We start from the raw sequence: 23,385 nt of genomic DNA, 5'->3' as shown, positions 1-23,385 counted from the left end.
TCTTCGACCGTCCCCCAGGTGGACGTCGTACTGCCCTGTCTGGACGAGGCGCAGGCGCTGCCCTGGGTGATCGAACGGCTGCCCGAGGGGTACCGCGCGATCGTTGTGGACAACGGCTCGACCGACGGATCCGCCGAGATCGCGCGCGACCTGGGCGCGCTGGTGGTCCACGAGGACCGGCGCGGCTTCGGTGCGGCCTGCCACGCCGGGCTGCTGGCCGCGACCGCCGAGTACGTCTGCTTCTGCGACTGCGACGCCTCGCTCGACCCCGCCGAGCTGCCCGGCCTGGTCGGGCTGGTCCGGGACGGAAGCGCGGACCTGGTGCTGGGGCGCAGGCGGCCGACCGCGCGCGGGGCGTGGCCGGTGCACGCCCGGCTCGCCAACGCCGAGCTGGCCCGGCGGCTGCGCGCCCGCACCGGCGCGGACCTGCACGACCTCGGCCCGATGCGGACCGCCCGGCGCGACCGGCTGCTGGATCTCGGCCTCGGCGACCGCCGCTCCGGCTACCCGCTGGAGATGGTCCTCTCCGCCGCCAACGCCGGGATGCGGATCGTCGAACGCGAGGTGGCGTACTACCCCAGGGCCGGACGCTCCAAGGTCACCGGCACCCTGCGCGGCACCCGGCAGGCGGTCCAGGACATGGGCGCGCTGCTGGCCGCGCCCGCCCCGACGCTGCTGGTGCTGGCCAAGGCTCCGGTCGCCGGACGGGTGAAGACCAGGCTCACCCCCGCCTGCACCCCCGAGCAGGCCGCGGACCTCGCCGAGGCCGCGCTGTCCGACACCCTCCGCACCCTCGGCCGTGTCCCCGCCGGGCGGCGGCTGCTGGTCCTGGACGGCGCCCCGGGCCGCTGGCTGCCGCCGGGCTGGGAGGTCCTGCCGCAGCGCGGCGGCGGCCTGGACGTACGCCTCGCGGCGGCCTTCGCCGCGGCCGCGGAGCTCGCGGGCGACGCCCCGGCGCTGCTGGTCGGCATGGACACCCCGCAGCTCAGCGCCAGGACGCTGGCCGAGGCGCTGTCCCCGGCCGGACGGGCCGGCACCGACGCCTGGTTCGGCCCGGCCACCGACGGCGGCTTCTGGACCCTGGGCCTGGCCCGCCCGACCGCCGAGCTGGCCCGCCGACTGCTGCACGACGTGCCGATGTCCACCGCCCACACTGGCGATGAGCTGCGGAAACGCCTCGCGGCCGCGGCGCTCCGGGTCACCGTGCTGCCGACCCTGACCGATGTCGACACCGTCAGCGAGGCCGCCGAGGTCGCCGCGCTGGCCCCCGGCACCCGCTTCGCCGCCCGCTGGAGCGCCCTGCGCCCGCCGGTGCCCGTCGCCCCGGCCGGGGTCGCACGGTGACCCTGCTCAGCCCGCTCCGCGCGCCCTGGGCCGACGACCCCTTCGCCGAGGCGATGCGCAGCGGCACCGGACCGCTCTGGCTCCGCCGCGCCGACGGCCACCGCTACCCGCTGGACGTCGAACGCTGGTGCGCGCCGCCGGACGCCGCCGACCGCACCCTGCTGCTGCGCTGCCTGCACCGCCGCCTTCCGGCGATCGACCTCGGCTGCGGCCCCGGCCGCCTGGTCGCCGAGCTCCAGGCCTACGGCCTGCCGGCGCTGGGCGTGGACGTCACCCACAGCGCGGTGGCCCGGACCAGGGGCCTCGGCGGCAGCGCGCTGTGCCGCTCGGTCTTCGACCGGCTGCCGGGGGAGGGCCGCTGGGGCACCGCGCTGCTCGCCGACGGCAACCTCGGCATCGGCGGCGACCCGGGCGCGCTGCTGGCCCGCACCGCGGAGCTGCTGGCGCCGGAGGGCCTGCTGCTGGTCGAGGTGGAACCGGCCGACCTGGACGACCGGGTCACCGTCACCGTCGAGGACGCCGCGGGCCGCTGCGGCCCCCCGTTCTCCTGGGCCAGGCTCGGCGCGAGGGCCACCCTGGCCGAGGCGGTGGCGGCAGGCTTCCGCCTCACCGACGCCTGGACCGCCGAGGGCCGCCACTTCCTGGCCCTCCGCCTCAGCCCTGGATCCTCCCGATGACCGCCCGCGCCGGTGCCGCCGCTTCCGCCGTCCCGGCTTCCGCCCGTGCCAGGGCACGCGGTTCCGGCGGGGCCACGGCCCTGGCCGTGGCTGGGCTGGCCGCGCTGACCGCCGCGCTCGCCGCCACCGTCACCGGTGGGGGGACGCTCGGGGCGGTGGGGCCGCTGCGGGGGTGGTATCTCGCCGATGCCGTCCTCTTCGCGCTCGCCATCCTGCTGCTGCGCCGGGTCGGCGACCCCCGCCGCACCGCCGCCCTGGTCCTGGCCGGCAGCGTCGTCCTCGCCCTCACCGGGCTGCTCGCCCCGCCCCGGACCAGCGACGACGCCTACCGCTACCTCTGGGACGGCCACGTCCAGGCGGCCGGGACCTCCCCCTACGCCTACGCCCCGACCGATCCGGCCCTGGCCGGCCTGCGGGCGGCCGATCCGGCGCTGTTCCCGGTCACCGGTTCCTGTCGCGGCTGGGACCTGCACCGGTCCGGAACGGTCTGCACCCATATCAACCGTCCGACCGTGCACACCATCTACCCCCCGGTCGCCGAGGTTTGGTTCCTCGGCCTGTACCAGGCAGGGCGGGTCACCGGCGGCCACGGCGTCCGCACCGCCCAGGCCGGGGGCGCGCTGCTGGCCGTCCTCACCAGCGGCGCGCTGCTGCTGATCCTGCGCCGGATCCGCGCGCCGCTGCACCGGGCCGCACTGTGGGCCTGGTGTCCGGGGGTGGCGCTGTGGGCGGTGAACGACGCGCATGTCGACACCCTGGGCGCGCTGCTGATGGTCTGCGGCCTCGCGGCGGTCGCTTCGGCCCGCTCGGTCGCTTCGGCCCGCTCGGACCGCTCGGTTCGGGGAGGCCGAGTCCTCGGCGGGGCGCTGCTGGGGGCGGCGACCGCGGTCAAGCTGATCCCCGCCCTGGCCCTGCCGGGGGCGCTGTCCGGGGTGCTCCGCCGGGGCCGCCGGCCCGGCCTGCGCGACCTCCTGGTCCCGGCCGCCGCCCTGCTGGCCTTCCTGCTCTGCTACCTGCCGTATGTGCTGGCCTCGGGCCTCGGTGTGATCGGCTACCTGCCCGGCTACCTCCAGGAGGAGGGCTACGACCAGGGCAACCGCTTCGGCCTGCTGACCCTGCTCGGGCTGCCCTCGCGGCTGCTCCCGGCCCTGGTCGCGGTGATCTGCTGGCGACCGTGCTGCTGGTGCTCCGCCGCGGCGACCCGGACCGCCCCTGGCGCGGCGCGCTTCTGGTCACCGGCACGGCACTGTTCCTGGCCGCCCCCGGCTACCCCTGGTACGCGCTGCTGGTGGTGGCCCTGGTCGCCCTGGACGGCCGCTGGGAGTGGCTGGGGCTGCCCGCCGCGGCAGCAGCTGTTGTGGTCGTCGGGGGCGGCGCCCAGCAGCCCGCCTACACCGCCGCGCTCTGCCTGGTCCTGGCCGGCACCGCGGTCCGGACCCTGCTCAGCCTTCGACCTCCGCAGCGTCCCGCACTGCCGGCTCCGGCCGCTGCGCCGAGCGCCCCTGCCCTTGCCGTCCCCACGCCGATCCGTACGGGGTCATCTCGGTGAGGCCGGGGAAGTACACATGCAGGCTGACGGCCGGCTCCAGCGAGGTGTTGACCACCTCATGCAGGTAGCCGGGGGCGAACACCCGCTGGGCGCCGGAGCCGAGCAGCCGCTCGGTCTGGCCCGCCCCGGTCAGCGAACGCTCCGTCAGCTCGCCCTCGAGGACGGTGAGCACCCCGGACGAGCGCCCGTGGTCGTGGCTGCCACTGCCCTGTCCCGGCAGCCAGCTGAGCAGCCACACCTCGTACCCGGCGCCGGTCTCCAGCTGCCCGTACCAGCGGGTCAGCGCGTCGTAGCGGACCATCGGCTGCCAGCGCCCGCGGTCGGCGGCGACCCGGCGGGCGAGCGCGGCGAAGTCGCCGATGCTGGTGGGGTGGGCCGCCCGGGCGGGGGCGAGGTGCGGCCAGGCGAGCGGGTCGCCGGCGATGCTCACGTCGCTGAGGCCGTCGGCCCAGGGCGCGGGGGAGGCAAAGGTGTGGTGAGGAGGCAGTGAAGACATGAGAAGAGATGTCCTTGCTGACGCTGTAGTACCGGGTGGGGTGCTTCCGGTGGGGGCTCGGCGACCGGAGAGGTCGCAGGCCCTAGCTACAGCGGCAACAGAGCGCGCTGGCGGCACGGCGGAGCTCGGTGACGAGGCTCTCGGAGTGGGCGCGCTGCTCTGGCATGGATTCAGGACATCGTGTGTCCCTGCCCACTGTCAACTCGCCCCCCCGACCGGAGGGGCGACATCACCCGATCGGTGGATAAATCCACACCCTGGTTTGGCCCCCAAGATCGCCGGGAACGAGCGGCTCAGTACCCACGTCCACTCGGACGGGGTAACCGATCGACGTTTGAATGACCGGTCGGATGGTTGGGACTCCGGTTTGTCCGAATATGCACACTTATCGTGGCTGCTTGGTTCCAGGGAGTGAATCCCAGGCCCAATACCAGAGCATGGCTTGACTGGGCCAGAGTTGCGCACTTGTAATTTCACTTGTGTCGTTTCGTCACTTTGGCGAAGGACCGCACCACGGGGACGCACGCTGAAGAGGGGTAGGAGGCGCGCTGATGAGCGAGCTCTTTGAATTGATGATCCTTGACGACGACGCCGTCGAGGAAGAGCTCGGCTGGCAGGAACGCGCCTTGTGCGCCCAGACCGATCCGGAATCGTTCTTCCCTGAGAAGGGCGGGTCCACGCGGGAGGCCAAGAAGGTCTGCCTCGCCTGCGAGGTCCGCTCCGAGTGCCTGGAGTACGCCCTGGCGAACGACGAGCGGTTCGGTATCTGGGGCGGCCTCTCCGAGCGGGAGCGCCGGCGCCTCAAGAAGGCCGTGGTCTGACGAGTTCGGTGCCTCTGGTGCCGTTGGCCGTCCACAAGCAGCACAGAGCCCCGCCGGGCCGACGTCGGCGGGGCTTCGCCGTCCCCTTCCTCACACTGCGCATTCCTCACAAAACCACACCGGCCCTGAAGCGTCACACCGCCAACCGTTAGTGTGGGTCGCTCACCCAGCCACGCCACTCAGCGAACCGGGGCCACCCACCGCGATGACTGCCACAGCGACGACTCCCTACGGCCAGCCCGCCCCAGGACGGCCTCCGGCCTACCCGAGGCACCTGGTCACCGCCGTCCTGGTCAGCCATGACGGCGCCCGCTGGCTGCCACAGGCACTGAACGGCCTGCTCAGTCAGGACCGCCCGGTGCAGCGCGCCCTCGCCGCCGACACCGGCTCCGGCGATGCCTCGCTGCAGCTGCTCTCCGACGCGCTCGGCTCCTCCTCGGTGCACCAGTACGGGCGCCGTACCGGCTTCGGCACCGCCGTCAACGAGACCGTCAAGGCCACCCTGCCGCTGCGCGCGCAGGATCTGCCCTATGCCATCTCGGCCAGCGGCTACGACCCGGTGAGCGGGGCGCACGACCAGTTCGGCGACCCGCTCGGGCACCATGACGAGCTCGCCGCCGACCAGCTGCTGGCCGGCGGTTCGGTCGAGCCGGTCGAGTGGCTCTGGCTGCTCCACGACGACTGCGAGCCCCAGCCCGACGCGCTGCGCCATCTGCTCCAGGTCGCCGAGACCACCCCCAGCGCCGCCGTCATCGGCCCCAAGCTGCGCAGCTGGTACGACCGCAGGCAGCTGCTCGAGGTCGGCGTCAGCATCGCCCGCAGCGGCCGCCGCTGGACCGGTCTGGACCGCCGCGAGCAGGACCAGGGCCAGCGCGACCAGGTCCGCCCGGTGCTCTCGGTCTCCACCGCCGGCATGCTGATCCGCCGCGACGTCTTCGAGGAGCTCGGCGGCTTCGACAAGGCGCTGCCGCTGATGCGCGACGACGTCGACCTCTGCTGGCGGGTCGCCGCCGCGGGCCACCGCACCGTGGTCGCGCCCGACGCGGTGCTGCGGCACGCCGAGGCCGCCAGCCGGGAGCGCCGCCCGATCGACTGCGCCCGCTCCGACCGTCCGCACCGGATCGACAAGTCCGGCGCGGTCTACACGCTGCTGGCCAACTCGCGCGCGCTGATGCTGCCGTACCTGCTGCTGCGGATCACCCTCAGCACCGTGGTCCGTGCGCTCGGCTACCTGCTCGGCAAGACGCCGGGGCAGGCCATGGACGAGTTCGCCGGGTTCGCCCAGGTGCTGCTGAGATTCGGCCGGATCATCGCGGGCCGGGCCCGGCGGGCCCGGGTCCGACGCCCCGACGCCCTGGACGACCGCAGCCTCTTCCCCGCGCCCGGCGCCAGCGCCCGCGCCACCGTCGAGAACCTGGTCTCCGAGTTCGCCGGGAAGACCGGCAACGAGGCCATCGCCAGCCGCCACGGCTCGGTCGAGTCCGGCCCGGTCGACGACGACGCCGAGTTCCTGGAGGTCGAGCAGTTCGGCCGGCTCCGGCGGCTCGCCCGCAGGCCCGCCCCGGTGCTCTTCGCCGGACTGCTGCTGCTCACCCTGATCGCCTGCCGCAGCCTGCTCGGCTCCGGCACCCTGTTCGGCGGCGCGCTGCTGCCGACCCCCGGCGGCGCGTCCGACCTGTGGCACCAGTACGCGGCCTCCTGGCAGGCCAACGGCGTCGGCACGGCCGGCGGCTCGCCCCCGTACCTGGGCGTGCTCGCGGTGCTGTCCAGCATCTTCCTCGGCAACCCCGGCCTGGCCGTCGGCGCGCTGCTGATCCTCGCGGTGCCGCTGGCCGGGGTCTCCGCGTACCTGGTGTCCCGGCCGCTGATCGAGTCCCGGCTGGTCCGCGCCTGGGCCAGCGCCGGGTACGCGCTGCTGCCGGCCGCGACCGGTGCGCTGGCCCAGGGCCGGATCGGCACCGCCGTGCTCGCCGTGCTGCTGCCGCCGCTGGCCCGCGCCGCCGCCATCGCGGTCGGCCTGGGCATCCGCCGGGAGACCGCGGCCAAGGGCGGCCGCCCCGGCTGGCGCAGCGCCTGGGTCGCCGCCCTGCTGCTCAGCCTGACCACCGCGTTCGTCCCGCTGGCCTGGCTGCTCGCGCTGCTGTTCGTGCTCGGCGCGCTGCTCGCCGGGTTCCTGCGCGGCGGGGCCTTCGGCAGCGGCGCGGACGCGCTGCGCCACCTCGGCCCGCGCTGCGTCGCCATCGTGGCCACCCCGCTGCTGGTCCTCGCGCCCTGGTCGCTCGGGCTGCTGACGCACCCGGCCCGGCTGCTGCTGGAGGCCGGGATCCCGGGCGCGGTCGGTCCCACCGCGACCCCCACCGGACTGCTGCTGCTCGACCCGGGCGGCAGCGGCACCGTCCCCGGCCTGCTGGTCGTCGGCATCGTGCTGGCGGCGCTGGCCGCCCTGCTGCGCGCCGACCGCCGCCGCGCCGTCGTCGCCGCCTGGGGGGTCGCCGCGCTCGGGATCCTGGGCGCGGTGCTCACCGGCACCGCCAAGGTCTCCCCTGGACCCGGCGCCCAGTCCGTCTCGGCCTGGGCCGGACCGGCCACCCTGCTGGCCGGGATCGCCCTGCTCTCCGCCGCCGCCATCGGCGCGGACGGCGCCCGCGGGCGCGTCGCCGGGATCGACTTCGGCTGGCGGCAGCCCGTCGCCGCCCTGGTCGTCATCGCCGCCGCGCTGGCCCCGGTGGCCGCGGCCGGGTGGTGGGTGGTGCGCGGCGCGGGCGACCCGCTGCAGCGCGGCAGCGGCCAGCTGGTCCCGGCGTTCATCGCCGAGCAGGCCGCGACGGTTGACCAGATCCGCACCCTGGTGCTCACCACCAGCAACAACGGCGGCGTGGTCAGCTACTCGCTGGTCCGCAACGCGGGCCCGACCGTGGGCAGCGCGGAGACCTCGGCCGAGGCCGGTCCCTCCAAGGCCCTCAGCACGCTGGTCGCCAACCTGGTGGCCGGCGCCGGCGGGGACCAGGCCGGCGGTCTCGCCGACTACGCGGTCCAGTACGTGCTGGTCCAGTCCCCGGTCAGCACCCAGCTCAGCGACACCCTGAACGCCACCCCCGGGATCACCCGGGTCAACCAGCAGCCCAACTACAGCATCTGGCGGGTGACCGACAACGTCTCCCGGGCGGTCATCCAGAACCCCGCCGCGGCGGGTGCCGCGAGCAGCCCCGACATCGCCGTGCCCGCGGGGCCGGTCGACGTCCACGCCACCGTCCCGACCGGCCCGGACGGGCGGACGCTGCGGCTGGCCGACAGCGCCGACCCGGCCTGGCACGCCACCCTCGACGGCACGGCGCTCAAGCCGACCGTGGTGAACGGCTGGGCCCAGGGCTTCGCGCTCCCGGCGAGCGGCGGCCGACTGGTGGTCAGCTACAGCGAGAGCCCGCTGCACCTGGGCTGGATCGCCGGACAGGCCTTCCTGGCCTTCGTGGTGCTGGTCCTGGCGCTGCCGGGCCGCCGCGACCACAACGACGACGACCTGCCGGAGGAGGGCAGCCCGGAGCAGGCGGCGGCCGCCGCCGAGGCGCCGCTGCCCGGCTCCCGCCGGGCCCGCAGGCTGGCCGCGGCGGAGGGCGCGGACGAGCCGGTCCCGGTCGGCGCCGGTGCTGGTGCTGGTGCCGGTGCTGTCGGCGCTGCTGGCGCTGCCGCTTTCGGCAACGCCGCGGAGGCCGAGCCGCAGCCCCAGCCGGGGGTCTACGCCGCCGTCCCGCAGCAGCAGAGCTGGGAGCAGCAGCCCCAGCCGGACGGGTCGCAGCAGCCGCAGCAGCAGCCCTACGGCTGGGACCAGTACCCCCCGGCCGAGCCGTACCAGGAGCAGCAGGCGTACGCCGCCGACCAGGGCTATGTCGCCCAGCAGCCCTACACCGACCCGCAGTACCCGGCCCAGCCGTACTACGGCGAGCAGCCGGGCTACACCCCCCAGCCCTACGGCGAACCCCAGTACGCCCCGCAGGAGTTCGACCCGCAGGGGCAGCCGTACCCGGCGCAGGGCGGGCAGGGCGCTCAGGGCTACACCTGGCCCGCGGACCAGGCCCAACCACCGCAGAACCAGGGCGCCTACGGTTCACTGCCGCCGGACGACCCGTGGCTGCAGGCACAGGACCCGCAGCAGGACCCTCAGCACCGCCAGGACCCGCAGCATCCGCAGCACCAGGATCCGCAGCACCACAACGAAGCCGGGAGCTGAGTGATGATCAGCCGCACCACACAGTCCCTGCTCGCCGCCGTCGGCGTGCTCGCGATCGCCGTCGGCATCGCCGAGGTCCACCCGCCGACCGGGCAGGCGGCGGCGCCCGGCGTGACCGTCCGCACCGCAGTCCAGCACAGCAGCCGGGTCTGCCCGCCGCCGATGCAGAGCCTGACCGGGACCACCGCCTACGCCCTGGCCGTCCCCGGCGCGCAGACCGGGGCGGCCGGGGGCTCCGGCACCGCCACGCTCGGCCCGCTGGCCGCCGCGTCCACACCGCTCGTCAAGCAGACCGCGGTCGGCGGGTCGACCACGGCCAAGGCGGTCGCCGGCACCAAGGCGGCCGCGCTGCTCGGCACGGCCGACGGGGCCGCCGCACCGGGCTTCACCCTGCAGCAGACCACCACCGGCCCGGGAAAGGCGCTCTCCGGGACCGCCTGCGGCACCCCCGGCACCGACTTCTGGTTCGCCGGCGGCGACGCGGCCAAGGGCAGCGTCGACTACGTCGAACTGACCAACGCCGAGAGCACCGCCGCCGACGTCGACATCAAGATCTTCGGTCCGAGCGGTGAGGTCGACAACGCCCAAGCCGCCAACATCAACGTCCCGGCGTCCGGGACCTCCTCGCTGCTGCTCTCCTCACTGCTGAGCCCCGGCACCGACAACCCCGCCCTGGCGGTGCACGTGCAGGTGCGCAGCGGCCGGGTCGGCGCCGCCCTGCACGCCGACAGCGGTGGCGCCAACGGCGCGGACTGGGTCCCCGCCACCACGCTCGGCAGCAGCCAGGTCATTCCCGGCCTGCCCGGCGACCTGACCGGCGCCTCCCTGGTGCTGGCCGTCCCCGGTCCGGCCGACGTCGACCTCAAGGTGCAGCTGGCCTCGCAGGACGGCTGGATCACCCCGGCCGGAATCGAGACCGTGCACGCCAAGTCGGGCATGGTCACCCGGTTCAACCTGGGCGCCCTCACCCATGGCCAGCCGGCCACCATGCGGCTCACCCCCACCGACCCCAAGCAGGCGGCCCCCTTCGTGGCCGGGATCCAGGTGGTGCGGGGCAAGGCCAAGACCGGTACCGACACCGCCTACCTGGCGGGCAGCACCCCGATCGGCCAGCGCGGCACCGCGGCGGGCAACACCAACGGCGACAGCACCCTGCTGCTCACCGCCACCGACGCCGCAGCCGTGGTGAAGGTCTCCGAGGTCGGCGCCACCGGGACGCCCACCACGCAGAACGTGTCCATCCCGCTCGGGGCCACGGTCCAGGTGGTGCCCAAGGGCCCCACCGGCAGCTACGCGGTGACGGTGGAGCCGGTCTCCGGCGGCCCGGTGTACGCGGCCCGCATGATCAGCCGCGACAGCGGCGGGGTGCCGACCTTCACCATCCAGCAGCTGCCCGACGACCACAGCACGGTGCAGATCCCCCGCGCCGTCCAGAACGACTCCATCCTGATGCCCTGACCCGACGTCATCCGAGGGTCTGAATCAGGCCGGGTCCGGCCCGGGGTCGATCTCGTCGGGATCGACCCCGAGCAGTTCCGCGACCTGTTCCACCACGACCTCGTGCACCAGCGCGGCACGCTCGTCCCGCCCCTTGGCGCGGGTCTCCACCGGACGCCGGAACACCACGATCCGGCCGGGAGTGCCCTGCCCGGCCGCGATCACCCGCCCGAGCGGGACGTCGTCCGCCCGCGCGTCCGTCACATCCGGTTCGGGCTCGCCCGGCAGCGGTCCAGGGACGTCCTGGACCGCGAACTCGACCTCGGCCAGCTGCGGCCAGCGCCGCTCCAGCCGCTCCACCGACTCGCGCACATAGTCGTCGAACATCTCGGAGCGGCTCAGCGACAGCGGCACCTGCGGCGGGGCCAGCGGTCCCCGCAGACCCCGTCCATGGCGGTCGCGTCGACGCGGTCGGCTCTCCGGTGCAGCGGGTCTTTCCATTCCCGCAGCGTACTGACTGAGAACCGGCCAACACGCCAACATCCGGACGACACGGGGCCGGGGTCGTCGCGGACAGGTCTCCCGGTGGGGTACCGTCCATCGTCGTGAGCCCTGTACGTCGCTGTTCGCGCACCGCGTGCGGTCGTCCCGCCGTCGCGACGCTGACGTACGTCTACGCGGACTCGACCGCTGTCCTCGGGCCGCTCGCCACCTACGCCGAACCCCACTGCTACGACCTCTGCGCCGAGCACGCCGAGCGGCTGACCGCCCCGCGCGGGTGGGAGGTGGTCCGGCTGACCGTCGACTCCGGACCGATCCGCCCCACCGGCGACGACCTGGAGGCCCTGGCCAACGCCGTTCGCGAGGCCGCCCGCCCCCCGGTTCGCCGCCAGGACGGGGGCAGCCCGGCCGATCCCACCGAGGTCGGCCGACGCGGCCACCTGCGCGTCCTTCGCTCGCCCGACACCCAGTAGCAGGCCGCTCGCGCCCCCCGGGGCGGATCCGTCCCCTGGCCAGCGGGTAATCTCGGGCCACCAGCCGCAATCCGGGCTGCGACCTTGGACGAGCGTGGAACCAGAATGGCGGAGACCCCGAGTGCCTGACCTCAAGCAGATCGTCAAGGCGTACGACGTGCGCGGCACCGTGCCGGACCAGTGGGACGAGTCCCTCGCCCGTGCCTTCGGAGCGGCCTTCGTCCAGGTGACCGGCGCGACCGCGATCACCACCGGACACGACATGCGCCCCACCTCGCCCTCCCTCTCCCGGGCCTTCGCCGAGGGCGCCGCGGCCCAGGGCGCGGACGTGGTCGAGATCGGCCTCTGCTCCACCGACCAGCTCTACTTCGCCAGCGGCAAGCTCGACCTGCCCGGCGCCATGTTCACCGCGAGCCACAACCCGGCCCAGTACAACGGCATCAAGATGTGCCGCGCCGGAGCCTCCCCGGTCGGTGAGGACACCGGCCTGGTCGAGATCCGCGAACTGGTCGAGTCCTGGATGGCCGAGGACGGCACGGTCACCATTCCCGGCGGGGACGTCCGGCCGGGCACGATCACCCAGCAGGACGAACTGCAGCCCTACGCCGACCACCTCAACGGCCTGGTCGACCTCTCCGGCATCCGCCGCCTCAAGGTCGCCGTGGACGCCGGCAACGGCATGGGCGGCCACACCGTGCCCACCGTCCTCGGCGGGCTGCCGCTGGACATCGTGCCGCTGTACTTCGAGCTCGACGGCACCTTCCCCAACCACGAGGCCAATCCGCTCGACCCCAAGAACCTGGTCGACCTGCAGGCGAAGGTCCGCGAGGTCGGCGCCGACATCGGCCTGGCCTTCGACGGCGACGCCGACCGCTGCTTCGTGGTCGACGAGCGCGGCGAGCCGGTCTCGCCCTCCGCGATCACCGCCCTGGTCGCCGTCCGCGAGCTGGCCAGGGCCAAGGCCGCGGGGGAGGCCGAGCCGACGATCATCCACAACCTGATCACCTCCTGGACCGTTCCCGAGGTCATCCGCGAGCACGGCGGCAAGGCCGTCCGCACCAGGGTCGGCCACTCCTTCATCAAGCAGGAGATGGCCCGCACCGGCGCCGTCTTCGGCGGTGAGCACTCCGCCCACTACTACTTCCGCGACTTCTGGCGGGCCGACACCGGCATGCTCGCCGCCCTGCACGTGCTGGCCGCCCTCGGCACCCAGCCGGGCACCCTGAGCGCCCTGGTCGCCGAGTACGACCGCTACACGGCCTCCGGCGAGATCAACAGCACCGTGGACGACCAGGCCGCGCGGACCGCCGCCGTCCGTGCCGCCTTCACGGGCACCCCGGACGTGTCCTTCGACGAGCTCGACGGCATGACCGTCACCAGCCGGGACTGGTGGTTCAACCTCCGCGCCTCCAACACCGAACCGCTGCTGCGGCTCAATGTGGAGGCCCGCGAGGAGGCCGTGATGACGAAGATCAGGGACCAGGTCCTGGCCATCGTCCGAGGCTGACGCCGCGGCCTGATCGGCCGCAGCGGTACGGTAGCCCTCCGGCGTGCAACCGCGCTCCGGACCCGCCCGCACCTTTCCGGGAGCAGAACGGCCATGAGCATCGACCCCGCCCTGCTGGAGATCTTCGCCTGCCCGCAGTGCCACGCGCCGCTGCGTGAGGACGCCGAGGAGCTCGTCTGCACCTCGGCCGACTGCGGCCTGGCCTACCCCGTCCGGGACGGCATCCCGGTCCTGCTGATCGACGAGGCCCGCCGCCCGTCCTGAGCGTCGAAGGACCGAGTACCTGAAGGACCAGTACCCGAAGGACAGGGGAGGCCACCGCATGTTCGAGGAGTGGGTGCTCGACGACCCCGACACGTTGGCGCGCGCCGACACCTCGGGGGTCCTGCTCGACCTCGCCACGGCCGGCGCCACCGTGCGCAACGCCGTGCGCCTCGCCGGGGAGGCCGGTCTCGACCGGCTCCGCCCCGAGGGACGCCCCAGGGCCGTCCTGGTCGCCGGACACGGCATCGCGGCCCTGGCCGGCGACGCGTTCGCGGTCCTGATGGGCGGCGCCTGCCCGGTCTCCGTCCTCCGGGCGAGCACCTCGGACGACTCGGTCACCCGTGCCATCGACTTCACCTCCGGTCTGCTCTGGTCCGTCCCCGGTTGGGCCGGACCTTCCGATCTGCTGGTCGTGCTGTCCACCACCGGCACCGAGCCCGGCCTGGTCTCGCTCATCGAGCAGGCGTACGTCCGCGGCTGCACCGTGGTCGTGGTCGCCCCGGTCGAGAGCCCGCTGTCCGAGGCCGCGCTGCAGACCAGGGGCCTGCCGCTGCCGTATGTCTCCGCCGTCCTCGGGGACGAGCGGATCGGCCGCGACCGCGACCTGCCCCGCGACACCCCCTCCTCGTTCTGGGGCCTGCTGGCCCCCGCCGTCGCCCTGGCCCACCGGATCGGGCTGGTCACCACCCCGTTCTCGCTGTCGGCGACCGCCGACCGGCTGGACGAGGTGGCGGTGCGCTGCCGCCCCCGGGCCGAGACCTACGGCAACCCGGCGAAGACCCTCGCGGTCCAACTCGACGGCGTGCTGCCGCTGCTGTGGAGCGACAGCCCCTGTACCGAGGTGGCCGCCCGGCGGTTCGTCCAGATGCTCACCGACCAGGCCGGCCGCCCGGCCCTGCAGGGCACCCTGCCCGAGGCGCTGACCACTCAGCGCGGTCTGCTGGCCGGCCACCTCGCCGCGGACGAGGCGGAGGACGAGGACGACTTCTTCCGGGACCGCACCGAGGAGCCCGACACCCTGCGGCTCAAGGTCGTCCTGCTGCACCGAGCCCCGCACCCGGACCAGTCGGCCGACCAGGGCCCGGGCGAGGCGCCGCAGGGCGAGGGCTACCCGCCGGAGCAGCCGCCCGCCGCAGAGCCGGGCAGCACCGCGCCGCTGACCTCCCGCCGCACCCTGGCCCGCGCCCGAGCGCTCGCCACGGACCACCGGATCACCCTCTGCGAACTGGCCTCCGGCCACGCTGACGCCCTCGAAGCCATGGCCGAACTCGTGGCGCTGACCGACTTCGCCGCCGTCTACCTCGGACTCGCCTCCTCCGGGGCGGCCGGTGTCCCGGCCGGCAGGGCCCCGCTCGACGGCTGAACCTCCCTGGACGGCTGAACCCAACCGGACCACTGACTCCCGCCTGACTACTGAATCCCGCTCGCACAACCGCACCCGCATTCGCTGCCGCATGCACCCCCCCGCTCGGAGAATCCAGTCCGACCACACAGATGAGGACCTGTGCCGTGGACCGCCTGACCAACACCGTCCGTCCCTACGCCTGGGGTTCGCCGACCGCCATCCCGGCGCTGCTCGGCACCGCCCCCACCGGGGAGCCGCAGGCGGAGCTCTGGATGGGGGCCCACCCCGGGGAGCCCTCCACCGTCGACCGCGGTGCAGGACCCCGCCCGCTGGACGCGGTGATCACCGCCGACCCCGAGCGCGAACTCGGCGCCGCCGCCGTGGCCCGCTTCGGCCCCGCCCTCCCCTTTCTGGTCAAATTCCTCGCCGCGGGCGCACCGCTCTCGCTCCAGGTGCACCCGAACCTCGACCAGGCCCGGGCCGGCTTCGCCGACGAGGAGGCCCGCGGCGTCCCGATCGACTCCCCGTACCGCACCTACAAGGACGCCAACCACAAGCCCGAACTCGCCTGCGCCCTGACCGAGTTCACCGGTCTCTGCGGCTTCCGCGACACCGCCGAGACCGTCCGGCTGCTGGACGCCCTGGCTGTGCCCGCGCTCGCCCCCCTCCTCGACCTGCTGCGCTCCAAGCCCGAGCCGGAGGCCCTCCGGGAGGCCCTGGCCGTCATCCTCACCAGCTCACCGGAAGCCACCGCGGCCACCGTCCTGGCGACCACCGAGGCCCTGGAGCGCGCCGCCGCCGCTCCCGACAGGCTCGGCCTCCCGGCCGCCCTCGCTGCCTCACTGGGCCCCTGCGCGGCCGTCGGCCGCGCCTTTCCCGGCGATCCCGGGGTGATCGCCGCCCTGCTGCTCAACTTCGTCCAGCTGCGGCCGGGCGAGGCGCTCTACCTGGGCGCCGGCGTCCCGCACGCCTACCTCGACGGCCTGGTCGTGGAGATCCTGGCCAACTCCGACAACGTGGTCCGCGGTGGGCTCACCCCCAAGCACATCGATGTGCCCGAACTGCTCCGCATCATTGATTTCCGCAGCGCCGAACCCGGCGTCCTGCACCCTGTCCCGGTCCCCGGCTCCGACGGCGAGGAGTGGTACCCCACGCCCATCGACGACTTCCGGCTCTCCTGCTACACCCTGGGCGGTACTGCCCCGGCCGGCCGCCGCATCCAGGGCACCGCACCGCAGATCCTGCTCTGCACCGAGGGGACGGCGGTCCTCACCGATGCGGACGATTCACCAGTCACACTTCGCCGCGGGGAATCCGCCTATGTCTCCGCCAACGCCGTGGACCTCAGGGTCACGGCAGCGGACAGCGCCCCGAGCACGGTCTTCCGTGCCACGGTTTCGCTCTGAGTCATAACTACACCCGGCGGCAGACAGAAGCCCCGGATTTCGGCCGTGGAGCCGAAATCCGGGGCGAATATCACCCGTAGGAGTGAGGCCGACCGGCCTTACCCGCCGAGCACCAGCTTCTCCAGGGCGGCCCGCGCCCTGGCGTCCGACTGGGCCCGCAGCGCCACCGCCGTCGCCAGCTCGGTGGCCCAGACGTCGAGACCCACCGGCTTGCGCGACAGCACCACCCCGCGCACCACCGTGGCCACCTCCGCCTGGGGCCGGCCGTGGGCCAGGGTCAGGATCAGCCGCCGGTCGTCCAGGGACACCTCCAGCTTCTCCACCTTGCCCTCGCGCCCGGCGAGCCGGTCGCCGACCGACCGCTTGCGCTCGAAGGCCACCGAACCCTCCGGCAGGGCGTCCGCCAGCGAGCCGGTCAGCACCTTGACGTAGATCTCCAGATCGGCCGAGTCGCGCCGCAGCGCGGCGGCGAGCATGTCGATCGACGCTCCCGGATCGTCCACGACGCCGTCCACCGCACCGCTGGTGTCCTCCGGCAGGGCCGGCAACGGATCATGCTCGCTCATTGTTCAACCCCGCACTTGAGAGACCCACGCGATCAGCCGTCATAGGAGCTTCTCACCCGTCCAGGCTGAGCACCATTGTGGGCCGCTCGATCTCATGGTCGGACCGCAGCGGGCGGACCGCCGTGCCGATCGAGAAGAACTCCGTGGTGTGGCCGCCCCAGCGGTGGTTGTGGGCGTTGAGCTGCACCCCGACCACGCCCTCCGCGTGCAGCGCCTCCGCCTCGGCCTGCATCCGGGCCATGGCCAGCTCACGCGCGTCGTAGAGGGCCTGGGTGAACTGCTCGATCTCCACGTTCTTGCCCAGGTTGGAGAAGACGGCGCCGACCCGCTGGTGCGCGATGTGGTAGACGCAGGTGCCCATCACCATGCCCAGCGGGGCGTAGCCGGCCCGGATCAGGGTCCAGAAGTCCTGCCCGGACAGGTCCGAGGTGAACGGCTGGCCCTTGTTGTTGCGCCAGGTGGTGTTGCCCGGAGCCGGGTGGTCGGCCTTGACCGCGGTGCCGATGGCGATGAACTCGGCCACGTCGTTGCCGAACTCCCGCGCCTCGACCGTCAGCCGGACCCCGACGATGCCGTCCGCGCCCAGTGCCGCAGCCTCCGCCTCCATCCTGGTCATCGCCAACTCGCGGGCGTGGTACATCGCCTGGCTGAGGGTCTCCAGCTCCTGGTTCTTGCCCCAGCGGCCGATCTGGATGCCCACGTGGTAGATCGAGCTCCCGAGGACCAGGCCGATCGGCTTGAAGCCGGCCTCGCGCACCAGCAGGAACTCGTTCACCGACAGGTCGCTGGTGAAGATCGAGCCCGGCTTGCCCGGTGCCAGCTCCGCCAGCCGCCGCATCGCGTCCGCCGGTACGCCCTCGGCGCTCGGCCCCGTGTTCGTCATGTCGCTACCCTTCATCTCTCAGTCGCCCAGCTCATTCAGTTCCTGCACCAACCGCTTGTACTCCGAGCGGTCTCCGTACGGGCTGGACGCGACCGCCGCCAGCCGGCGGCGCAGCAGCTCACCCCGGTCGCCCAAGGGCATCACCGACAGCGTCCGCGGCGGCTCCTGCCTGGTCGTGAAACGCGCGATGGTCGTCCCCACCATGGTGGATTCGGCGACATGGTCCTCCTGTTCCGAGTTGTTGCGGTTCCGCGCCCGCAGACAGGACTCACGCCACACCCGCAGCTCGCTCGCGGCCATGACCACCCCGTCCCCGCCGTGTTTGGCGCCCTGCAGCTGCAACTGCCGCCTGGCGTCGGCACGGACCCCGTGGATCAGTTCGCTCCACCCGGTGACCTCGACGTTCTGCCAGGAGTAGGTCTGCGACTGGGTCCGGTAGTCGTCGTGCCGCACCCCGATCGACATGCCCACCAGCAGTTCCACCGGCACCCAGCCGGAGGAGACCAGCTTGGCGAACCCCTGCCCGTCCAGGTGCGAGGTGAACGGGTGCTTGGGGCGAACCGTGCCCCGCGCCCGCACCGCGGTGCCGATCACCTTGAACTCCAGGCAGTTGGGCTGGCTGGGGAACGGCGCCATGGTCAGCCCGGCCGACACCACGCCGTCACCGCCGAGGGCCAGGCACTCCGCCGTCATCCGGTCCAGCGCGGCCCGCCGCGCCGACTCGAACACCCCCACCAGCGCGGCCGCCGGGGAGCCTTTTCCGGACAACGCGACCGGGGCGGTCCCGACGTTGCCGAAGCTGTAGCCGTACCCCGCACCGGGGAAGAGGCAGTCGTGGTAGCCCCAGTACCTGCCGCTCCGTCCGATGTGGTAAACCGCCGAGCCCATCACCTGGCCGACCGGCTCGAACCCGACCGCGCGGATCGCCGCGAACTCTCCGGTCGACAGCGCGGACGTCCAGGTCCCGCTCTCCCGGACCTCGGCCATCCGCTCAGCGGCAGCCGGCGGCAGTCCGCCGCCGCTCCATGGCACCGACATCTGTCCTCTATTCCCGTCCGATCGAGCAGCGGAGGTCCAACCTCTGCACCCTAGGACGAAGATTCGATCGAGCGCATCGGAATCTACGCCCCTCTTACGCCGTGTCGGGTCGCCGCCCGGCTGTTTGTCGGCCGGAACATGCCCCATCGGACCTGTCCCGCCCGCCGTTCGGTGTAGATTCGATCCAGAGCCAGACGTCGCTGCTGATGGCGGTCGGTGGGCTCGGGCGACACCGCGATCCCCTCGGGGAGCGGTTTGCGGCCGGGCGTGCCGAGGGAGAGAGGTCCTCCGACGCAACTGGGCCGCACGAGGCATGACCCGCGGGCGCGCGTTTTTCCACGCGTCCCGTCGGCCTGCGCTCTGTGTCTGCGGCCCAGCCATTTCCGAGCCCCCGCCGGTAGAGTCCCCGGCGCCTCATGAGCGATAGCGATGGAGACACAAGCATGTCCGTAACTCCCACCGGTGACTTCAAGGTCGCCGACCTCTCCCTTGCCGGTTTCGGTCGCAAGGAGATCCAGCTGGCCGAGCACGAGATGCCGGGCCTGATGTCGATCCGCAAGGAGTTCGCAGCCTCGCAGCCGCTGGCCGGCGCCCGGATCACCGGTTCGCTGCACATGACGATCCAGACCGCGGTGCTGATCGAGACGCTGACCGCGCTCGGCGCCGATGTGCGCTGGTGCTCCTGCAACATCTTCTCCACCCAGGACCACGCCGCCGCGGCGATCGCGGTCGGCCCCGAGGGCACTCCGGAGGACCCGCGGGGCGTTCCGGTCTTCGCCTGGAAGGGCGAGTCGCTGGAGGAGTACTGGTGGTGCACCGAGCAGGCGCTCAGCTGGCCCGGTGAGGTCGGCCCGAACATGATCCTCGACGACGGCGGCGACGCCACGATGCTGATCCACAAGGGTGTCGAGTTCGAGAAGGCCGGTGTCGCGCCGGACCCCTCGACCGCCGACAACGACGAGTTCCGGATCGTGCTGGAGGTGCTCAACCGCACCCTGGCCCAGAGCCCGCGCAAGTGGACCGAGGCCGCTGCCGCGATCAAGGGCGTCACCGAGGAGACCACCACCGGTGTCCACCGCCTCTACGAGATGCACCGCGAGGGCACCCTGCTCTTCCCGGCCATCAACGTGAACGACGCGGTCACCAAGTCGAAGTTCGACAACAAGTACGGCTGCCGGCACTCGCTGATCGACGGGATCAACCGGGCCACCGACGTCCTGATCGGCGGCAAGGTCGCGGTGGTCTGCGGCTACGGCGACGTCGGCAAGGGCTGCGCGGAGTCCCTGCGCGGCCAGGGCGCCCGGGTCATCGTCACCGAGATCGACCCGATCTGCGCCCTGCAGGCGGCCATGGACGGCTACCAGGTCACCACCTTGGACGAGGTCGTCGGCATCGCCGACATCTTCATCACCACCACCGGCAACAAGGACATCATCCTGGCGGGCCAGATGGCGAGGATGAAGCACCAGGCCATCGTCGGCAACATCGGCCACTTCGACAACGAGATCGACATCCTCGGTCTCTCGAAGCTCCCCGGTGTCGTCAGGACCGAGATCAAGCCCCAGGTCCACGAGTGGCGCTTCGAGGACGGCCACACGATCATCCTGCTGTCCGAGGGCCGTCTGCTGAACCTGGGCAACGCCACCGGCCACCCGTCCTTCGTGATGTCCAACTCCTTCGCGAACCAGACGATCGCCCAGATCGAGCTCTTCACCAAGACCGAGGAGTACCCGGTCGACGTCTACGTGCTGCCCAAGCACCTGGACGAGAAGGTGGCCCGGCTCCACCTGGACGCGCTGGGCGTCAAGCTCACCGTGCTGAGCGAGGAGCAGGCCTCCTACATCGGCGTCCCGGTCCAGGGCCCGTACAAGCCGGACACCTACCGCTACTGATCCGAACCACATGAGTGGCCGGCGCCCCGGGACATCCGTACCCGGGGCGACGGCCACTCGGCCGTAGAGTGCGGACCATGCCCAGCGGTCGCTACTCCTTCTACGACACCCATGACAACATTCCTCTCGGCGAGGAGCGCTTCAGCTGCGCCCCCGGCCCCTCCGGCTGGCGCTACACCGCGCAGACCCTCAGCACGGACGGCGAACCCGACGGCTCGATCGACCTCACCCTGGACGCCCTGAGCCGCCCGCTCCGCCTTGAACTCCGCGTCGGCGGCTGGCAGATCCGGGCCGGCCTGCTGGACGGGCTCAGCTGGGTACGCAGCCACCAGGAGGACGCCGAGGGCCTCCACGCCGGTGAGGGCAACGACCGGGCCCATGCCTTCGCCGGACGCTCGCCCGCCTTCCTGGTCGCGACGGCCCGACTGCTGCGGCTCAGCCCGGGCAGCTCGTCCCGGCTCCGGGTCGTCGCCTTCACCGACCCGGTCCTCGCGCCCCGCACGCTGGACCAGGGCTGGACCCTGGACAGCATCGACTCGCACCCCACCGACAACGGTCCGCTCATCGTGGAGCGCTACCGGGTGGCCGACCTGGCCACGGGGGAGGAGGGGGTGGTCCATCTGGCCGGCGACGTGGTCCTGGCGGCCCCCGGCATCGAGCTCGAACAGCTGGAAACTCCCCCCAGTCGAACTGTTGACCCGGCCGAGTACGCCTAGTAGGTTGGAGCAGTTGCCTCCGACTGGACAGGTCGTGAGGCGGTGGGTAGTCTCTGACTCCCGCCTTCCGCGGTACGTCGAAATGCAGCACGAATCCGGGCAGAAATGCCGGGTGAATGCTGTCCCGATTCCGAGGAAACGCGGGCCGTGAAAACGGGTCAGGAAGCCTGATAGGGTTGCTGACAACGGCGGGGAAATTCGCCGCCAGTGCAGGTGGAAACGAAATCGACTGGTTCAGACAGGCGAAACGGATCTGCTAAGCTGGAAACAGAACGAAACGCCCGGAGGGTCGGTCTGAAAGCCGCCTGAAGGAAGTGTCCGTTCCTTGAGAACTCAACAGCGTGCCAAAAGTCAACGCCAAGTTTCATTTGGCAAGATAATGCAGTAAACACTAGCGAGGACGCAGTGCACGGGGTCGGCTATTCCGCTGATCGTCGTGCCGCTCTTTCGCGGGTGCTATCAGGATTACCTGATGACATTCACGGAGAGTTTGATCCTGGCTCAGGACGAACGCTGGCGGCGTGCTTAACACATGCAAGTCGAACGGTGAAGCCCTTCTGGGTGGATCAGTGGCGAACGGGTGAGTAACACGTGGGCAATCTGCCCTGCATTCTGGGACAAGCCTTGGAAACGAGGTCTAATACCGGATACGACGCATCTCCGCATGGGGTGTGCGTGGAAAGCTCCGGCGATGCAGGATGAGCCCGCGGCCTATCAGCTTGTTGGTGGGGTAATGGCCTACCAAGGCGACGACGGGTAGCCGGCCTGAGAGGGCGACCGGCCACACTGGGACTGAGACACGGCCCAGACTCCTACGGGAGGCAGCAGTGGGGAATATTGCACAATGGGCGAAAGCCTGATGCAGCGACGCCGCGTGAGGGATGACGGCCTTCGGGTTGTAAACCTCTTTCAGCAGGGAAGAAGCGCAAGTGACGGTACCTGCAGAAGAAGCACCGGCTAACTACGTGCCAGCAGCCGCGGTAATACGTAGGGTGCGAGCGTTGTCCGGATTTATTGGGCGTAAAGAGCTCGTAGGCGGCTTGTCGCGTCGGATGTGAAAGCCCGGGGCTTAACTCCGGGTCTGCATTCGATACGGGCAGGCTAGAGTGTGGTAGGGGAGATCGGAATTCCTGGTGTAGCGGTGAAATGCGCAGATATCAGGAGGAACACCGGTGGCGAAGGCGGATCTCTGGGCCATTACTGACGCTGAGGAGCGAAAGCGTGGGGAGCGAACAGGATTAGATACCCTGGTAGTCCACGCCGTAAACGTTGGGAACTAGGTGTGGGTCACATTCCACGTGGTCCGCGCCGCAGCTAACGCATTAAGTTCCCCGCCTGGGGAGTACGGCCGCAAGGCTAAAACTCAAAGGAATTGACGGGGGCCCGCACAAGCAGCGGAGCATGTGGCTTAATTCGACGCAACGCGAAGAACCTTACCAAGGCTTGACATATACCGGAAACGTGCAGAGATGTACGCCCCCTTGTGGTCGGTATACAGGTGGTGCATGGTTGTCGTCAGCTCGTGTCGTGAGATGTTGGGTTAAGTCCCGCAACGAGCGCAACCCTCGTTCTGTGTTGCCAGCATGCCTTTCGGGGTGATGGGGACTCACAGGAGACTGCCGGGGTCAACTCGGAGGAAGGTGGGGACGACGTCAAATCATCATGCCCCTTATGTCTTGGGCTGCACACGTGCTACAATGGCCGGTACAATGAGCTGCGATACCGCGAGGTGGAGCGAATCTCAAAAAGCCGGTCTCAGTTCGGATTGGGGTCTGCAACTCGACCCCATGAAGTCGGAGTTGCTAGTAATCGCAGATCAGCATTGCTGCGGTGAATACGTTCCCGGGCCTTGTACACACCGCCCGTCACGTCACGAAAGTCGGTAACACCCGAAGCCGGTGGCCTAACCCGTAAGGGAAGGAGCTGTCGAAGGTGGGACCAGCGATTGGGACGAAGTCGTAACAAGGTAGCCGTACCGGAAGGTGCGGCTGGATCACCTCCTTTCTAAGGAGCACAGTGCCACTGCGTCAGCATCTGTCTGACGGTGGCCAGCTCATGGGTGGAACGTTGACTATTCGGCACCGCACGGTCCTTCGGGTCTCTGGTACTGCGCTTCGGCGCGTGGAACGAGGTCTGGTGGGGTGGGTGGTGTCGGGCGCGCTGTTGGGTCCTGAGGGTACGGCCGGAAGGTCTGTGTCCTTTGAACGCCGGCCCCAGTGAACTTCGCACCGTGTGTGTGGGGGTG

18 protein-coding genes, 1 rRNA gene and 1 pseudogene are annotated in these 23,385 nt (G+C 71.7%); 15 read left to right on the top strand and 5 right to left on the bottom strand.

Features of this window, described 5'->3' with window-relative positions:
* Positions 1-18 precede the first annotated feature (18 nt).
* The 4 genes and pseudogenes from ACXKR8_RS19055 to ACXKR8_RS19040 form a co-directional block, all read left to right on the top strand.
* A pseudogene (locus ACXKR8_RS19055) lies at positions 19-705 on the top strand (glycosyltransferase family 2 protein); the annotation flags it as partial.
* The gene (locus tag ACXKR8_RS19050; RefSeq protein ID WP_458275019.1) at positions 679-1,344 is read left to right on the top strand and encodes a TIGR04282 family arsenosugar biosynthesis glycosyltransferase; all 666 of its coding nucleotides are present in this window, start codon (positions 679-681) and stop codon (positions 1,342-1,344) included. The pseudogene ACXKR8_RS19055 and the gene ACXKR8_RS19050, both read left to right, overlap by 27 nt.
* Positions 1,341-2,021 carry a class I SAM-dependent methyltransferase gene (locus ACXKR8_RS19045; protein ID WP_458274098.1) on the top strand — a complete coding sequence of 227 codons (681 nt, stop codon included), beginning with the start codon at positions 1,341-1,343 and terminating at the stop codon, positions 2,019-2,021. Before ACXKR8_RS19050 ends, ACXKR8_RS19045 begins: the two co-directional genes overlap by 4 nt.
* Positions 2,022-3,195: 1,174 nt before the next feature.
* The gene (locus ACXKR8_RS19040) at positions 3,196-3,570 is read left to right on the top strand and encodes a hypothetical protein (RefSeq protein ID WP_462100594.1); all 375 of its coding nucleotides are present in this window, start codon (positions 3,196-3,198) and stop codon (positions 3,568-3,570) included.
* On the opposite strand, the gene ACXKR8_RS19035 is transcribed toward ACXKR8_RS19040, so the two are convergent.
* Positions 3,464-4,066, bottom strand: coding sequence for a cysteine dioxygenase (locus ACXKR8_RS19035; RefSeq protein ID WP_458274096.1), 603 nt, complete (start codon positions 4,064-4,066; stop codon positions 3,464-3,466). The genes ACXKR8_RS19040 and ACXKR8_RS19035 overlap by 107 nt on opposite strands.
* Before the next feature lie 551 nt (positions 4,067-4,617).
* Here ACXKR8_RS19035 and ACXKR8_RS19030 point away from each other — a divergent pair.
* From ACXKR8_RS19030 to ACXKR8_RS19020, 3 genes are all read left to right on the top strand, one after another.
* Positions 4,618-4,887: a WhiB family transcriptional regulator gene (locus ACXKR8_RS19030; RefSeq protein WP_380518465.1), complete on the top strand. Its 270-nt coding sequence runs from the start codon at positions 4,618-4,620 to the stop codon at positions 4,885-4,887.
* Between the two features lie 205 nt (positions 4,888-5,092).
* On the top strand, positions 5,093-9,112 hold the full coding sequence (locus ACXKR8_RS19025) for a glycosyltransferase (protein ID WP_458274095.1): 4,020 nt from the start codon (positions 5,093-5,095) through the stop codon (positions 9,110-9,112).
* A 3-nt stretch (positions 9,113-9,115) separates the two neighbouring features.
* Positions 9,116-10,570 carry a DUF5719 family protein gene (locus ACXKR8_RS19020; RefSeq protein ID WP_458274094.1) on the top strand — a complete coding sequence of 485 codons (1,455 nt, stop codon included), beginning with the start codon at positions 9,116-9,118 and terminating at the stop codon, positions 10,568-10,570.
* Positions 10,571-10,594: 24 nt separating this feature from the next.
* On the opposite strand, the gene ACXKR8_RS19015 is transcribed toward ACXKR8_RS19020, so the two are convergent.
* On the bottom strand, positions 10,595-11,050 hold the full coding sequence (locus ACXKR8_RS19015; RefSeq protein ID WP_458274093.1) for a metallopeptidase family protein: 456 nt from the start codon (positions 11,048-11,050) through the stop codon (positions 10,595-10,597).
* Between the two features lie 104 nt (positions 11,051-11,154).
* Between ACXKR8_RS19015 and ACXKR8_RS19010 the strand changes: the two genes are divergently transcribed.
* The 5 genes from ACXKR8_RS19010 to manA all read left to right on the top strand — a co-directional run bounded on the left by ACXKR8_RS19010 (position 11,155) and on the right by manA (position 16,045).
* Positions 11,155-11,523 carry a DUF3499 domain-containing protein gene (locus ACXKR8_RS19010; protein WP_458274092.1) on the top strand — a complete coding sequence of 123 codons (369 nt, stop codon included), beginning with the start codon at positions 11,155-11,157 and terminating at the stop codon, positions 11,521-11,523.
* Between the two features lie 121 nt (positions 11,524-11,644).
* The gene (locus ACXKR8_RS19005; protein WP_458274091.1) at positions 11,645-13,030 is read left to right on the top strand and encodes a phosphomannomutase/phosphoglucomutase; all 1,386 of its coding nucleotides are present in this window, start codon (positions 11,645-11,647) and stop codon (positions 13,028-13,030) included.
* 93 nt (positions 13,031-13,123) lie between these two features.
* Positions 13,124-13,294 (top strand): Trm112 family protein, encoded by a 171-nt coding sequence (locus tag ACXKR8_RS19000; protein WP_380534596.1) that lies wholly within the window; start codon positions 13,124-13,126, stop codon positions 13,292-13,294.
* Between the two features lie 58 nt (positions 13,295-13,352).
* Positions 13,353-14,657 (top strand): SIS domain-containing protein, encoded by a 1,305-nt coding sequence (locus tag ACXKR8_RS18995; protein WP_458274090.1) that lies wholly within the window; start codon positions 13,353-13,355, stop codon positions 14,655-14,657.
* A gap of 146 nt (positions 14,658-14,803) precedes the next feature.
* Positions 14,804-16,045, top strand: a complete 1,242-nt coding sequence (manA, locus tag ACXKR8_RS18990; protein ID WP_458274089.1) for a mannose-6-phosphate isomerase, class I — start codon at positions 14,804-14,806, stop codon at positions 16,043-16,045.
* 98 nt (positions 16,046-16,143) lie between these two features.
* Here the strand turns inward: manA and ACXKR8_RS18985 are convergent, their stop codons facing one another.
* From ACXKR8_RS18985 to ACXKR8_RS18975, 3 genes are read right to left on the bottom strand one after another with little or no spacing between them, the layout of a single operon-like run.
* On the bottom strand, positions 16,144-16,611 hold the full coding sequence (locus tag ACXKR8_RS18985) for a hypothetical protein (RefSeq protein WP_458274088.1): 468 nt from the start codon (positions 16,609-16,611) through the stop codon (positions 16,144-16,146).
* A gap of 52 nt (positions 16,612-16,663) precedes the next feature.
* The gene (locus ACXKR8_RS18980) at positions 16,664-17,494 is read right to left on the bottom strand and encodes a heavy metal-binding domain-containing protein (protein ID WP_458274087.1); all 831 of its coding nucleotides are present in this window, start codon (positions 17,492-17,494) and stop codon (positions 16,664-16,666) included.
* Between the two features lie 18 nt (positions 17,495-17,512).
* Positions 17,513-18,532, bottom strand: coding sequence for a heavy metal-binding domain-containing protein (locus tag ACXKR8_RS18975; protein ID WP_458274086.1), 1,020 nt, complete (start codon positions 18,530-18,532; stop codon positions 17,513-17,515).
* A 443-nt stretch (positions 18,533-18,975) separates the two neighbouring features.
* Here ACXKR8_RS18975 and ahcY point away from each other — a divergent pair, with 443 nt between their 5' ends.
* The 3 genes from ahcY (at position 18,976) to ACXKR8_RS18960 (ending at position 23,144) form a co-directional block, all read left to right on the top strand.
* Positions 18,976-20,424, top strand: coding sequence for an adenosylhomocysteinase (gene ahcY, locus ACXKR8_RS18970; RefSeq protein ID WP_458274085.1), 1,449 nt, complete (start codon positions 18,976-18,978; stop codon positions 20,422-20,424).
* A 77-nt stretch (positions 20,425-20,501) separates the two neighbouring features.
* Positions 20,502-21,140 carry a hypothetical protein gene (locus ACXKR8_RS18965; protein WP_458274084.1) on the top strand — a complete coding sequence of 213 codons (639 nt, stop codon included), beginning with the start codon at positions 20,502-20,504 and terminating at the stop codon, positions 21,138-21,140.
* A 478-nt stretch (positions 21,141-21,618) separates the two neighbouring features.
* Positions 21,619-23,144: ribosomal RNA gene (locus ACXKR8_RS18960) — 16S ribosomal RNA — on the top strand.
* Positions 23,145-23,385: the final 241 nt, after the last annotated feature.

Source organism: Streptacidiphilus sp. PAMC 29251 (assembly GCF_054208735.2).
The sequence above is the reverse complement of the archived record's forward strand: the minus strand, read 5'-3'. Positions and strand labels throughout refer to the sequence as shown.